Raw genomic sequence first — 12793 nt, 5'->3', positions numbered from 1 at the left:
TTTAACAGTAGATTGTTACCGCTATTTTGAGCGATTTCTTCCTCTTTTATTCCCTACACGATATTACTCCCTTTGCCACCCCCTAGCAGATGACATATGATATAGAGAAAGAACCGACAAACGGAAGGAGCAACTTTAACATGAAAAATATATTAATCCTCAATACAGGTGGGACGATCGCCATGGCGGATGACCCGGAAACAAATGCGATCACCCCCTTATCTCCTCCATCATTATCTTCTATCTTGCGCTATGTATCTGATTTTGCAGACGTAAAAATGGAGCAACTCTTTAATCTACCCAGCCCGCATATGACTTTCTTTGAAATGGAGCAATTAGCAAATACCATTTCCACTTACTTAGACGAAGGTGGATATGACGGCATTGTCGTCACCCACGGAACCGACACATTGGAGGAGACAGCATACTATCTCGATTTAGTTCTTACCAATACCCAGCCCGTCGTTCTTACTGGCGCCATGCGCAGTCAAAACGAATTAGGAGCCGATGGACCTTCCAATATTGTGAGTGCCGTTCGGGTTGCCACCAGTGATGCATCCGTAGGACAAGGAACCTTAGTCGTTTTTAACGACGAAATTCATGCTGCCCGCTTTGTGACAAAAACGCATACCAGTAATATTTCTACCTTTCGCTCACCGGCCACGGGACCCATCGGCCATCTTACAAAAAAAGAGGTTGTCTTCCAACAAACCGTCGCCCCCACCCAGCACCTTCCCAGCATACAGCCTGGCGTTGAGGTTGCCTTAATAAAAGCCGCCGCTGGAACCAATGGAGACTTTATTAAGGTTGCACGCGAGTGCGGTTATCAGGGGTTGGTTATTGAAGCCCTAGGACAAGGAAACCTTCCTCCCCACATGCTTCCCGCTTTAGAGGAAGCACTCCAAGCTGGTATGGTAATCGTTGTCGTGTCCCGCTGTTATAATGGGTTTGTAGAGGACTCTTATGGTTATGAAGGTGGTGGGCATCATTTAAAACAACTCGGATGCCTTTTAGTCAGCGGTCTAAATGGGCAAAAAGCACGGGTAAAGCTAACCCTCGCCCTAAGTGCCAAAGATAAGGATGTACGCCAGTACTTTCAGCAGTAATTCGTACATAATTCTATTTAAGTGAAAAGACCCCTTTTACAGATTGTAAAAGGGGTCTTTTCACTGCTCTTCTCAGTCTTGTTTTGTACTAATATGAGCGGCTATTTTTTCTCCATGAAAACGCCCATTTTCAATAAAAATACGACTCGTATCATCCCCTCCAACGATCACCCCAGCTACATACAATCCCGGGATCGTTGACTCCATCGTCTCCTCATTTAGAACAGGCGCTCCTGTTTCAGCATCTATAGCTGCCCCCACCCCTTGTAATAATTGCAACTGTGGTTTATAACCTGTCATCGCGAATACAACATCATTTTTTAATGAGATCCGTTCCCCCGCTTGACACACCTCTACCTCATCCATCGAGATCCGTTCCACCTCTGTATCCCACAACATCTTAATCTGTCCTTTGGAGATCGCACTTTCAATAATGGGGCGAATCCATGCTTTTACACTGCTTGTAAATGCAGACCGCCGATACACCATAGTTACATTGGCACCTACCTGCTGTAATTCCAAAGCAGCATCAATCGCTGAATTTCTACCCCCGATCACCGTTACCTCTAGACCAGTAAACGGATGCGCTTCACGGAAATAATGATAAACCTTAGAAAGAGATTCTCCCGGGATCTTCATCTGCTTGGGTGAGTCATAGTAGCCGGTTGCTACCACAACATGCGCAGCCACATATGATCTATGTTCATCCCGCCATTGGGTCGATACCACAAACTGCCCACTGCCTCTTTTAATCTGTATCACCTTTTCAAAGGTGTGGATATCTAATTGATAGCGACGCGCAACCGATAAATAATACTTTAAAGCTTCCGTTCTCCCTGGTTTCCTCCCCCATGTTGTAAAGGGCATTCCCCCGATTTCAATCATCTCGGGTGTACTAAAAAACTCCATATATAAGGGGAAATGATAAATTGAATTCGCAAGGCACCCTTTCTCAATAACAAGTGGAGTTAAACCGCGTTTTTTGCATTCTATTGCTACAGACAATCCACATGGTCCTGCACCAATCACGATGACGTCATACATATCGTTTCCCCCTTCCCCATCACAAAACGAAAAACACCCCCATATCTTTTATCAATGGGGTGTTTTTCTACTTTGTTTAAATAATAATATTAGACCCAACCACGGAAACGCGATGCCTCCGCCATCTTACGCACACCTACCATATAGGCTGCCAAACGCATATCCAACTGCCGTACTTTTGCCGTATTATATACATTCTCAAAAGCGGATACCATGACGTCATTTAACTTTTTCTCAACTTCATCCTCAGTCCAGTAATAGCCTTGATTATTTTGTACCCATTCAAAATAAGAAACGGTTACTCCACCTGCACTGGCCAATACATCTGGAACGAGGAGCACATCACGTTCTGACAAGATTTTCGTCGCCTCTAATGTGGTCGGACCATTAGCTGCTTCCACTACAATTCCTGCTTTAATACGGTGCGCATTGGCTGCTGTAATCTGATTTTCCACTGCTGCAGGAACCAGAATATCACAATCGAGCTCCAACAATTCTTGATTTGTAATCGTCTCTTTAAACAAGCGGGTCACCGAACCGAAAGAATCACGGCGATCTAATAAGTAATCAATGTCTAGCCCATTATCATCCGTCAGAGCTCCATAAGCATCGGAAATACCGATCACCTTTGCACCCGCATCATGTAAGAATTTAGCGAGATAGCTACCCGCATTACCAAATCCTTGAATCGCGATCCGAGCATTTTTCATATCCAATCCGCGTTTTTTGGCCGCTTCTCGAATCATGATCGTTACACCTTTAGCCGTCGCTGTTTCTCGTCCACGCGAACCGCCCAGTACAAGAGGCTTTCCCGTGATAAAACCAGGGGAATCAAATTCTTTGATGCGACTATATTCATCCATCATCCATGCCATAATTTGTGAGTTAGTAAATACATCAGGAGCTGGTATATCTTTTGTCGGTCCAACAATTTGGCTGATGGCTCGTACATATCCACGGGACAACCGTTCCAATTCTCGGAACGACATCTGTCGTGGATCGCATACGATCCCACCCTTCCCCCCACCATAGGGTAAATCAACAATCCCTGATTTTAAACTCATCCAAATAGAAAGCGCTTTCACTTCCGGTTCCGTCACATCAGGGTGAAATCGTATACCACCTTTGGTTGGCCCAACCGCATCATTATGCTGTGAACGATAACCAGTAAACACTTTTACTTGCCCGTCATCCATTCTGATCGGAATACGAACATGCATAAAGCGCAACGGCTCTTTTAAAAGTTCAAACACATGCTCCGGATAACCCAGTTTCTCCAACGCCTTTTTAATCACGGTTTGTGTCGAAGCTAACACATCTAAATTTTCTTGCGGTTCTACCGGATCACGCTTCGTTGTTACTTCGGAGTTTTGCCCCATCCCTGACCACCTCAACAAAAGAGTTCCCATCAAATCCATACCAAGTATACAATACTTAGTGACAGAAAGAGAACAGAATTTCCGACGGATTACAAGATTTTTTGGTTCCTGCCGTTAAACCAGCTATAATAGAACAAAAGAGATTTGTATACAAGGAGACTTTTCATATGAATAAAACTATACTATTTGCGTTCGCTCATCCAGATGACGAAACATTCGCCTGTGCCGGGACCATCGCCCGTTATCACAAAGACGCCCGATGTATCGTATATTGTGCCACACGTGGTGAAGCGGGTAAAACTGGAGAACCGCCGCTGTGTACGACGCAGGAATTGGCAGGAGTGCGTGCTAACGAGCTACAACAGGCATGCGATGTGCTCGGAGTTTCCTCCTTATCCTTACGTCAATTCCCCGATGGATCATTAGACCGATACGAGACACCACTTTATAAGGATCTTCTCCACACGCTGCAGGAGGTACAACCTCAAATCGTAATCACTTTTCCTCCACATGGTATCTCAGGGCACCCCGATCATCAAACGATCCAACGTAACACCTTAAAAGCAGTTCAACAGCTCCCTAACAACACCCGTCCACGCCTGTTATATATTACGATCCCTACTTCAATACAGAGAGAACGCGCACTTCCTATCTATTCAACTCCAGACGATCAAATCAATATCACCATCGACGTAAGGCCTTATCGCACCACCATCATCGAAGCGCTGCGGCAGCATCGCACACAACATTTATCTGTTGAGCGAGTATTTCCAACAGCGCTCTCCGGTAACGTTCACTCCATCAGAGCTACGGAATATTATCAAGAAGTCGAGGTAGGGTCATTACAGCCTCCACTACCCCGACATCATTTTTTCACTTATGAAAAGTAGTGATTAATTTCTTTTAAGGCATTCTCTTTCCAAATGAGCGTTCCATACTCTGCCAATACCGCTTCACTTACCGTTGTCGCTTCGCCAAATTCAGAGAGCAAAGCAACAAATCCCTGTAAATATTGCGTATCTTCCTTCACATCCATTAAGAGATAATACTTGTCTTTGTAAGAAAACACTTTCCCACCAGTAATCCCTAACGTTTCAGCTCGTTTTGCCGCCTGTATGAGATCTTCAAAGTCCCCAAATCGGAAGGAGATTTCATCACTCTCTTCCATCGTCACTTCTAATTCATACATCGCATCATAATCATATGGATCTTCCCCTAATTTGGGGGAGGTTCCGCGTGAGACGACGACGATCATTCCCTGCGCCGGCATCGCATATACTTCAACGGCTACTGGACCTGAAACCTCAAATCCCAACTCATGGTATGCTTGCTCCATCATATCATTAAAAAGTTCATGTACTTTCGGCATATCATGCCACATATCCTCTTTTTTGATTCCTCTTTCGGCTAGATCATCCAGGGATAAAAAAAATCGAATCTTGTCCCGATCCAGACGTTCCACACGCATCGTTACCCCTCCCTCTTGTGAAGACCCCTACCATAGCTTATGAACACCTTACATCGTTCGTTCCGCTATTACCTAGATCTACTTTCTTTCCTTTAGCATACATTATTTTTTGCTTGATTGCATCAGTAACCTGACCAATCAATAGACAAAAAAGAACCCTCGAGCACACAATGGATGATCTCGGATTCCTATGAAAATGCGAATAGAAAGACATGAATATGTATAGTTTATGCCATCATATTATACTAATTTCCTTACATTTCGTCAAGGGAACGAACTTTCTTTCCCTCTCCTACCTTCAAGCCCGCTCGCCTCTTCCGTAGACTGTGCCATCCTTCTCGTATAGTAAAAAGCGAACCTAATATAAGTGTCCAATGAGGAAAATAGATGTAGGAGATCAGGAGGCTACCCATACAAATGAACATTGGAAAAATATACTTCCATCTAGCAAAAGCACGTATAGAAAATGGAAGTTCCAATAACCAGTGACTTGCTTTAACTAAGCAACGTATAGCCAAAAAAAGACTGAAGAGCAAACAGAGCCACGTAAAGAGATAAGCGATAGAAAAGTAGGTCCACACTCCTTCGAAGGCATACTCATCAGGATAAACCCAAGTAACCACGACAATCATGATGAGTGAAGTAACCCCTCCCAAGGTGTAATAAAACATTTTCTATCTCCCTCCCTCTCCTCTCATTTTATACAGGAGGGAGTAAAACTATCACTTCTTTTTCACTGGTAGGATGCCCTTACTCAATAACACTCCCAATACAAAATCAACGACAAAGTGGGCCGCGATTGCAGGAGCAAGTGTTCCTTTCCACTCCACCATCCAACCAAACGTCAAACTGATACAAAATATGGTGAGCATCAGCACCCACCTTCTTAAATATCGAACGTGTATCAACACAAACAGACAACTCGCACCCACAACACCTAGCCAGTGTTGTAACACACCACGAAAAAGAAGTTCCTCAGCTATCGATACTACGAAGGCGATCAGGGCAATCAAGGGAATAGATCGTCCCCAAAACAAAGCTTCATTTATTCCCCCATCATCCAACCAGCGAGCTGGTAAAAAACGATCCATCACCACATCTACTATCACAATCAGTAAGCCAACGCCGATCCCGATGATAATCCAGTTAAGATCATCTTTGTCAAAGATAAGCTTCCACTCGAGTCGCCCTTGAATGATTAAGAAAATAATAGCAGTAAGTAAGATTATCCCCTGCGTAAACCAGACACTCAGCAATAATTGTGGACGCATCTCCCATAATTGTTCTCTATCCAAGTTCATCATGTGCAACCTCTACTCTTTATAATTATTTCTATAATATTGATTCAAACGGGCGTTATATAATGATTCCCAGTCATGAAAATAAGATCAGCGGTCAAAATAGTGATGTATTCCTTGCATTTCATGATGGGTCATTCTACAATAAAAGTGGGGATTGGGAATACATTCTCTCTTACTGTATAAATGGGAGGAGACTAAGCCGATGCGTACATGGGTCGATAAAGATACATGCATTGCGTGCGGAGCTTGTGGAGCTGCTGCGCCTGATGTATACGATTACGACGAAGATGGAATCGCTTATGTGATTCTTGACAATAATACAGGGACCGCAATTATTGAAGAAGATCTTCATGAAGAAGTTCGCGATGCCCAGGAAGGTTGTCCCACCGATTCCATTAAAGTAGTGGATGATGAAGACTAAGTTGGTATCATGCAGATGAGCCGCTCTTATAGAGCTGCTCATCTTTTTTCTGTATAATTGGGATTTTCTAGAAAAACAAGCACTTTACTTAAACCACCTTCTACATTAATTACTTTAGAAAAGCCCATTCCCTTTAAATAACGAGCTGCATATTCACTTCTGACTCCATGAGCGCACAAGAGGTACACGGGTTCCTCTCGCTGCAGGCGTCCACTTTCTTGCGGCAAGGTTTGTAGTGGAATGAGGTCTGCTTCTGGTAAGTGATAAGCCTCCCACTCATGCAGCTCCCGCACATCGATCAGCTGCACTCCTCTCCATTGGTCTTCCCTATATCTTTGCGCAAAAGCGCGTGCAGAAATCTCTTCCATATGTTCTCCTTTCGTACCTCTTTCTTGTCTGCATTGTACCATGTTCTTTCTTCATAGCAAAAGTCAGACCTTGTGACATAACAAAGAATTGATTCTTCCGCTCTTAGCGACTACAATAAAGTTAGTTCATCCTTACATACATAGGGTGTGTCATAATAATTGAGGAGGTTTGTCGCCTTGGCAAAAAATGAATTGATCGTAGATGCGATCATCGAAATCCCTACTGGGAGTCAAAACAAATACGAATACGACAGTGAAATCGGTGCGTTCCGTTTAGATCGTGTCTTATATTCCCCCATGCATTATCCAACTGAATATGGTCACCTCCATCACACGCTCGCTGAAGATGGTGATGAGCTTGATGTATTAGTATTAACCAGCTTTCCAACTTTCCCTGGGTGCGTCATCTCAAGTCGTGTCATCGGTGTCCTCATGATGTCCGACGACAAAGGAAAAGATGAAAAATTACTCGCTGTTCCTGTAGATGATCCTCGTTGGCAGGGCGTTCATTCTCTTCAGGATGTAGCCCCTCATATTTTAAAGGAAATCGAGCATTTCTTCACCGTATATAAAGATTTAGAAAACAAACAAACCATTATTGAGGGTTGGGAAGATAGTGATGTAGCCGCTTCACTCTATGAAGCAAGCGTCAAGCGCTATCAAGAGAACAATCCCTCTTAATCACAACTAAGCGAAAAGATCTTGTGCACCGTGAGGCACAAGGTCTTTTCTTTTTTACCTCATATTCCTTTTACACACCTACATATAATCGAAAAGAACCTCTGTGTAGTGAAAGGAAGAAGCCAACATGAATGACACACGTATCTTAATTGCAAGCCCCATTCAGCAGTCGCCTGCTCTCTTGCGTGAATATATTGTGAATCAAATCGCACTAGATAAATCGAACCTCATCGTTCATTATCTGTTGATTGATCTCAATCTTCAAATTGATTCACGTGAATTGCTTTTTGACTTTCGCTCCCGTATCGAAGATGTGCACATCTTAAGACCAAGCCCAGACCCCCAATCACCTACTTTAAAAATGGGAGAGATAAAAGATCTCATCCTCCGTTATGCTGCTGAGGAGAACTACGACTACATACTTTTACTTTCACCCCACATTATCCTTCATCCTCAAACTTTACACCAACTTCTTGAAACAAAAAAGGAGATTGTTGCACCTTCTATTGAACAACCCCAAGTAATCGAAGGAAACTCCATTACGCTAAACAGCAATATCATTCCTGCCTCACTTCAAAAACCCGGTCGAATAACGACAGTAGAGAGAGTAAGGAGCTGTTTTCTCTTCCACCGTTCTGTGTGGGAGAAGGGAGTAACATTTACTGACCAAACCCGTTCATCTATCAATGAAGACGATCTCTTTTGTCAAAACGCCTTAAAACAAGGGTTTCACCTGCACATGGATACACATCTTCCTGCCTTTCCCCTTTTACAGACGGAGGATATTCCCCGTTTATATCAACGCAAATCAGAAGCGCATGCCAGCCTCTCTCCCTTTACACACGCTAACATGAGCATTAGTCTCTGTATGATCGTCAAAAATGAGGAAGAAGTATTGGAACGGTGTTTGCGCTCCGTTGAAGGAATCGTCGATGAATGGATCATTGTTGATACTGGATCTAGCGATCGCACCAAAGAGATTGCCGCTCAATTTAGCGAGCAAGTATATGACTTCACCTGGATTGATGACTTTTCCGCCGCCCGTAATTTCGCCTTTAGTTTAGCGAGCAAAGACTTCATCTTGTGGTTGGATGCAGACGATGTTTTGCCTAGTGAACATCATGCAGAGTTAAAAAAAATAAAATCGTCACTCGCTCCTCATATCGACGTTGTCAGCATGGCATACCACACATCCTTTGACCAACATGGTAACATCGCTACCAGTCAGCGCCGCAATCGTCTGGTTCGCCGTGCTTGTAACTTTAAATGGATCGGTTTTGTACACGAATATCTCGATATTTTTGGCAATACGTATCACAGCAATATCGCCATTCACCACCATAAGGAACAAACAACGCCTAGACGAAACCTCGATATTTATCGCAAGCATATTGAGCGGGGCAGTACCTTTACTCCCGTTGATCAGTATCACTATGGAAAAGAATTAGTGAACAACGGCTTCTTTGAAGATGCTACCCAGGTTTATCAGCAGTTTTTACACGATGAGAACGGTTGGAAGGAAGGATATATCTATGCCTGCCTCGCGACAGCTGTTTGCTATTACCGCATGTATGAACGAGAGACTGCTTTAATGTACGCTCTAAAAACGTTTAAATACGACCTTCCACAAGCAGAGGCTTGTTGTCGTGTTGGCAGCTACTTTATGGATGATGAACAATATCATGAAGCAACCTTTTGGTTTGAACAAGTCTTTCAACTACAGATGCCCGAAAACAGTTATGGCAATGTAGAACAAGATCTGTGGACATGGTATCCACACCTTAAACTATTTATCTGTTACGATCGCCTCGGTAACCGCGCAAAAGCCAAATATCATATTGATCGTGCCTACGAGTACAACCCTAATCACCCCAATATTCAACACAATAAAAAGGCATACGAACATCTACTGAGCGCCGCCAGTCTTAATTCCAATCCATTTACTCCCCCAACAGGAAACTGAAGAGCGAAACAAAAGCGATGGCACTGTTGCCATCGCTTTTGTTTGTCTTCCATGAGCTTATACCTGATTAGCCTCAATCTCTTCCAATACACCATCCCAAAGAGAGATCCGCATCGTTAACGATTCTAGTGCGATCGCTTCAGCCTCTTGACTCCGTTTTCTATCCCCTTCGCATAAAGAGGTAAGCAGTTTTTCCGCCAAGGGACCATGGTCATCTTGATCTAATTCAATATGGCGTTCTAAGTAATACGGAAGCCACTTCGCAGAAAGACCACTTTTTCTCATTCCCTCAACCAGGTTCGTAAACATATCCGGAATTAATCCCTCCCGTCCAAAAAAGAACGCAGCCGCCACCTCATGGGGCTTGCCTTCGTCCGCCAAAGAGACATTATGCCTAACGAAAGACTTTACCGTGTCAGGAAGAATAGCACTCGCCTCTTCTACCTTCTGTCCTGTCCGCAAGCTCTCCAAAAAAGTAGTAATCGGTTTTGTATCTGCTCCTGCTTCTTTCATAGCACGTAGATATAATTCAAAATGACTAATATACCCTCCCTCACCATCCTCATCCGTCTCCTCTTCCAACACGATCTCGTTAATAAACCGTGCATACGCCGGTTCCGCAACCGGAAACCAAGGAGTGCTTGTACAAGTGAATTCTTGCTGCAAACGCTTTAACAAAGTCATAAAATCCCACACTGCAAATACGTGATACTTCATAAATATTTTTACTCGCTCCGGATTGGTCATAGCATGATAAACGGGGTGCTCTAGTAGACGCTCCCGCTCTGTTTGAATGTGCTGTAATCGAATGGAATCCATATGGGCTAATCCTCCAGTGGTCTCTTCTAAATAACAATTAAGCCTAATTGTCGCGACAACTCATAGTGAATGCTTTTTTTCCCTGCAGTAAAATGAACAACCATCTTTCGTCCTGCTGTTAACCCCTCCAAGTACTCGATTTCCACTACATGGCCTTTACCCCACTGTGAATGATGAAGAGACGAACCCACACTGATCTCCTCATGCGCAAATTGTTGCTGGGGCTTTTCCTCACGGCGTTTCTTTGTAGTGAATCGCCGTTTCGCTCGTTCACGATCGAGCAGTGGATCATCTTGAGGTTGGAAACAATCAGGATCTATCCAACCCAACTCTTTCATAAAGGGAGAAGGTGCCACCCGTTTACCTTGCCGAGAGCGACTTATCGAAAAAACCAACTCCGATTTCGCCCTTGTCATCCCCACATATAAAAGACGACGCTCTTCTTCCCAGGCGCCTCTTTTTCTTCCTTCAGGTACCTCTAAACTTTTGCGGTGTGGAATTGTCATAGCATGTAGACCGATTAGAAACACACGCTCAAACTCTAACCCCTTTGCTTTATGAAATGTCATTAGATGGACAGCTGGCTCCCCACGCGGACGCCGAACAGCCAGCTTTACTTTTTCCACATGTACCAATAATGCTCGTCCAGAAGGAAAACGCTTTGCTGCTAACGATAACTCTTCGACCGGTTCCAACAAGCCCAATGTATCTTGGCTCGCGTGCTTTGCAAAGTCACGGATAAATCGGTCGTAACCGATCTCTTCACGAATAAACGTAATCGCCTCCGCTGCCGTACGCGTAAGTCGCAAACGATTCATCTGCTGTAGCAGTGTTTGCATCGCTTTACGCTGATATACTTTTAATCCCTCCAGCGTCGGCAACGCCTCTAACAAAGAACACCCTTGTCTCAGCGCATTCCTCTCAGCCATATGTAGCCACTCATCTCCATTGAGATAACGCTTTGGTTTATTTATAATCCGAAGAAGCGCATCTCTATTACTCCCGTCCTGCGCCAACTGGAGATAAGCGAGTAAGTCACGCACTTGCCATTGATGATAAAACCATGCATCACCACTGGAAACCTGAAACGGCACCTCTTGTTGTACCAAAGCGTCAATCAGTGCACGCGCCTGAGTCCCACTTCGATACAATATTGCCGTCTCTACTCCATCCTGTATGCGTGTGAGCAACTGATCCGCCTCTTCTTCTTCATCGGAGGGAGTTATCCAGCAGGGAGCAGAGCCTGTCCGCTTTGTCCCACTGATCTTTTTCACCTGTCTAAGTTTATTATGTTGGATCAATTTTTGACTAAGCTCGATAATAGAATCCGTACTCCGGTAATTTTTCGTCAATATAATCTTTTCACAGCCAGGAAAAGACCGCTCCAATTCCAACATCCATTTCGGATCGCTGCCACGAAATCCATATATCGACTGATCATCATCTCCTACAACAAATAAATGCTGATGCTCTGAAGCCAGACAGCAGAGTGCTTCAAATTGGACACGGTTTACATCTTGAAATTCGTCTACCAAAATCGCTTCGAAGGACGGCATCGAATAACGTCCACTCTCTTGCATGGACAAAAAAGCAATCAAGATATCATCAAAATCCCACGCATGTTCTTCTTTTTTCCGTGCCTCATAAGCCTGATAAAGTTGCTTTAAGCGAACATTCTCCTCTTTCTTTACTTGCAAAGAAGCCGGGTAGATACGCTGACTTTTACACAATCCTATGCGCTGCACCAGCGTCATTACCTCATCATCTTCCGCAGGGAGATCGGCTTCTATCAAAGATTCTCTCACCCACTTCCGCTGTCGATCTTCCCCTACAATAGTGGGAACGGGCACACCCAACTGGCGAAAAATCTTAAGATAGATAGAGTGAAACGTACCGATCATAAGATGATGTACCTGCTGCCCGATCAGTGGTCGCAATCTCTCTTTCATTTCCGTCGCCGCCGCTTTCGTAAAGGTGACCACCATCATCTTCTCTGGCGTGATCCCCTGTGCGATAAGGTATTCTACCCGCCTTGTCAGCACAGTTGTCTTTCCACTTCCCGGTCCCGCAAAGACCGCTACTGGCCCAATTGGAGAGGAAACTGCTCTGTGCTGGCTTTCATTTAACGATTTGAAATGTGCACTTGTGGCTGCCGCTGTTTCCACTATCAACTCTCTTACCTCTCTTCTTTAAAATCGCTAGACCAATCATATCATAGAAATAGTGTATCAACGGCAGTTGTA

General features: G+C 44.1%; 13 protein-coding genes. 5 read left to right on the top strand and 8 right to left on the bottom strand.

Features of this window, described 5'->3' with window-relative positions:
- The first annotated feature begins 140 nt into the window (after window positions 1-140).
- Window positions 141-1106 carry an asparaginase gene (locus NXZ84_RS05145; protein WP_258839197.1) on the top strand — a complete coding sequence of 322 codons (966 nt, stop codon included), beginning with the start codon at window positions 141-143 and terminating at the stop codon, window positions 1104-1106.
- Between the two features lie 72 nt (window positions 1107-1178).
- Here the strand turns inward: NXZ84_RS05145 and NXZ84_RS05140 are convergent, their stop codons facing one another.
- Complete coding sequence (locus NXZ84_RS05140; RefSeq protein ID WP_258839196.1) at window positions 1179-2150, bottom strand: YpdA family putative bacillithiol disulfide reductase; 972 nt, start codon at window positions 2148-2150, stop codon at window positions 1179-1181.
- An 89-nt stretch (window positions 2151-2239) separates the two neighbouring features.
- A complete protein-coding gene (locus NXZ84_RS05135; RefSeq protein ID WP_258839195.1) occupies window positions 2240-3529 on the bottom strand; it encodes a Glu/Leu/Phe/Val family dehydrogenase in 1290 nt (429 codons plus the stop codon).
- Between the two features lie 167 nt (window positions 3530-3696).
- On the opposite strand from NXZ84_RS05135, the gene NXZ84_RS05130 reads away from it, so the two are divergent.
- Window positions 3697-4419 (top strand): PIG-L deacetylase family protein, encoded by a 723-nt coding sequence (locus NXZ84_RS05130; RefSeq protein WP_258839194.1) that lies wholly within the window; start codon window positions 3697-3699, stop codon window positions 4417-4419.
- Here NXZ84_RS05130 and NXZ84_RS05125 read toward each other — a convergent pair.
- From NXZ84_RS05125 to NXZ84_RS05115, 3 genes are all read right to left on the bottom strand, one after another.
- Complete coding sequence (locus NXZ84_RS05125; protein WP_258839193.1) at window positions 4407-4997, bottom strand: genetic competence negative regulator; 591 nt, start codon at window positions 4995-4997, stop codon at window positions 4407-4409. The genes NXZ84_RS05130 and NXZ84_RS05125 overlap by 13 nt on opposite strands.
- A 254-nt stretch (window positions 4998-5251) precedes the next feature.
- Window positions 5252-5668 carry a hypothetical protein gene (locus tag NXZ84_RS05120; protein ID WP_258839192.1) on the bottom strand — a complete coding sequence of 139 codons (417 nt, stop codon included), beginning with the start codon at window positions 5666-5668 and terminating at the stop codon, window positions 5252-5254.
- 51 nt (window positions 5669-5719) lie between these two features.
- Window positions 5720-6298, bottom strand: a complete 579-nt coding sequence (locus NXZ84_RS05115) for a CPBP family intramembrane glutamic endopeptidase (protein ID WP_258839191.1) — start codon at window positions 6296-6298, stop codon at window positions 5720-5722.
- A 202-nt stretch (window positions 6299-6500) separates the two neighbouring features.
- On the opposite strand from NXZ84_RS05115, the gene NXZ84_RS05110 reads away from it, so the two are divergent.
- Complete coding sequence (locus NXZ84_RS05110; protein ID WP_258839190.1) at window positions 6501-6719, top strand: ferredoxin; 219 nt, start codon at window positions 6501-6503, stop codon at window positions 6717-6719.
- A gap of 38 nt (window positions 6720-6757) precedes the next feature.
- Here the strand turns inward: NXZ84_RS05110 and NXZ84_RS05105 are convergent, their stop codons facing one another.
- Complete coding sequence (locus NXZ84_RS05105; protein WP_258839189.1) at window positions 6758-7129, bottom strand: rhodanese-like domain-containing protein; 372 nt, start codon at window positions 7127-7129, stop codon at window positions 6758-6760.
- A 135-nt stretch (window positions 7130-7264) separates the two neighbouring features.
- Between NXZ84_RS05105 and NXZ84_RS05100 the strand changes: the two genes are divergently transcribed.
- Complete coding sequence (locus tag NXZ84_RS05100; RefSeq protein WP_258839188.1) at window positions 7265-7768, top strand: inorganic diphosphatase; 504 nt, start codon at window positions 7265-7267, stop codon at window positions 7766-7768.
- 127 nt (window positions 7769-7895) lie between these two features.
- Window positions 7896-9731, top strand: coding sequence for a glycosyltransferase (locus NXZ84_RS05095; RefSeq protein ID WP_258839187.1), 1836 nt, complete (start codon window positions 7896-7898; stop codon window positions 9729-9731).
- Window positions 9732-9788: 57 nt separating this feature from the next.
- On the opposite strand, the gene NXZ84_RS05090 is transcribed toward NXZ84_RS05095, so the two are convergent.
- Window positions 9789-10550, bottom strand: a complete 762-nt coding sequence (locus tag NXZ84_RS05090; RefSeq protein WP_258839186.1) for a DUF3050 domain-containing protein — start codon at window positions 10548-10550, stop codon at window positions 9789-9791.
- A 26-nt stretch (window positions 10551-10576) separates the two neighbouring features.
- Window positions 10577-12715: an ATP-dependent helicase gene (locus tag NXZ84_RS05085; RefSeq protein ID WP_258840338.1), complete on the bottom strand. Its 2139-nt coding sequence runs from the start codon at window positions 12713-12715 to the stop codon at window positions 10577-10579.
- Between the last annotated feature and the right edge of the window lie 78 nt (window positions 12716-12793).

The sequence above is a fragment of the Mechercharimyces sp. CAU 1602 genome (genome assembly GCF_024753565.1).
Lineage (GTDB): Bacteria > Bacillota > Bacilli > Thermoactinomycetales > JANTPT01 > Mechercharimyces.
The sequence above is the reverse complement of the archived record's forward strand: the minus strand, read 5'-3'. Positions and strand labels throughout refer to the sequence as shown.

What these genes read in the sequence shown, in the direction of transcription:
- NXZ84_RS05145 (WP_258839197.1), top strand. Translation starts at nt 141, where the DNA reads ATGAAAAATATATTAATCCTCAATACAGGTGGGACGATCGCCATGGCG.
- NXZ84_RS05130 (WP_258839194.1), top strand. Translation starts at nt 3,697, where the DNA reads ATGAATAAAACTATACTATTTGCGTTCGCTCATCCAGATGACGAAACA.
- NXZ84_RS05105 (WP_258839189.1), bottom strand. Translation starts at nt 7,129, where the DNA reads ATGGTACAATGCAGACAAGAAAGAGGTACGAAAGGAGAACATATGGAA.
- NXZ84_RS05090 (WP_258839186.1), bottom strand. Translation starts at nt 10,550, where the DNA reads ATGGATTCCATTCGATTACAGCACATTCAAACAGAGCGGGAGCGTCTA.
- NXZ84_RS05120 (WP_258839192.1), bottom strand. Translation starts at nt 5,668, where the DNA reads ATGTTTTATTACACCTTGGGAGGGGTTACTTCACTCATCATGATTGTC.
- NXZ84_RS05135 (WP_258839195.1), bottom strand. Translation starts at nt 3,529, where the DNA reads ATGGGGCAAAACTCCGAAGTAACAACGAAGCGTGATCCGGTAGAACCG.
- NXZ84_RS05125 (WP_258839193.1), bottom strand. Translation starts at nt 4,997, where the DNA reads ATGCGTGTGGAACGTCTGGATCGGGACAAGATTCGATTTTTTTTATCC.
- NXZ84_RS05115 (WP_258839191.1), bottom strand. Translation starts at nt 6,298, where the DNA reads ATGAACTTGGATAGAGAACAATTATGGGAGATGCGTCCACAATTATTG.
- NXZ84_RS05140 (WP_258839196.1), bottom strand. Translation starts at nt 2,150, where the DNA reads ATGTATGACGTCATCGTGATTGGTGCAGGACCATGTGGATTGTCTGTA.
- NXZ84_RS05110 (WP_258839190.1), top strand. Translation starts at nt 6,501, where the DNA reads ATGCGTACATGGGTCGATAAAGATACATGCATTGCGTGCGGAGCTTGT.
- NXZ84_RS05095 (WP_258839187.1), top strand. Translation starts at nt 7,896, where the DNA reads ATGAATGACACACGTATCTTAATTGCAAGCCCCATTCAGCAGTCGCCT.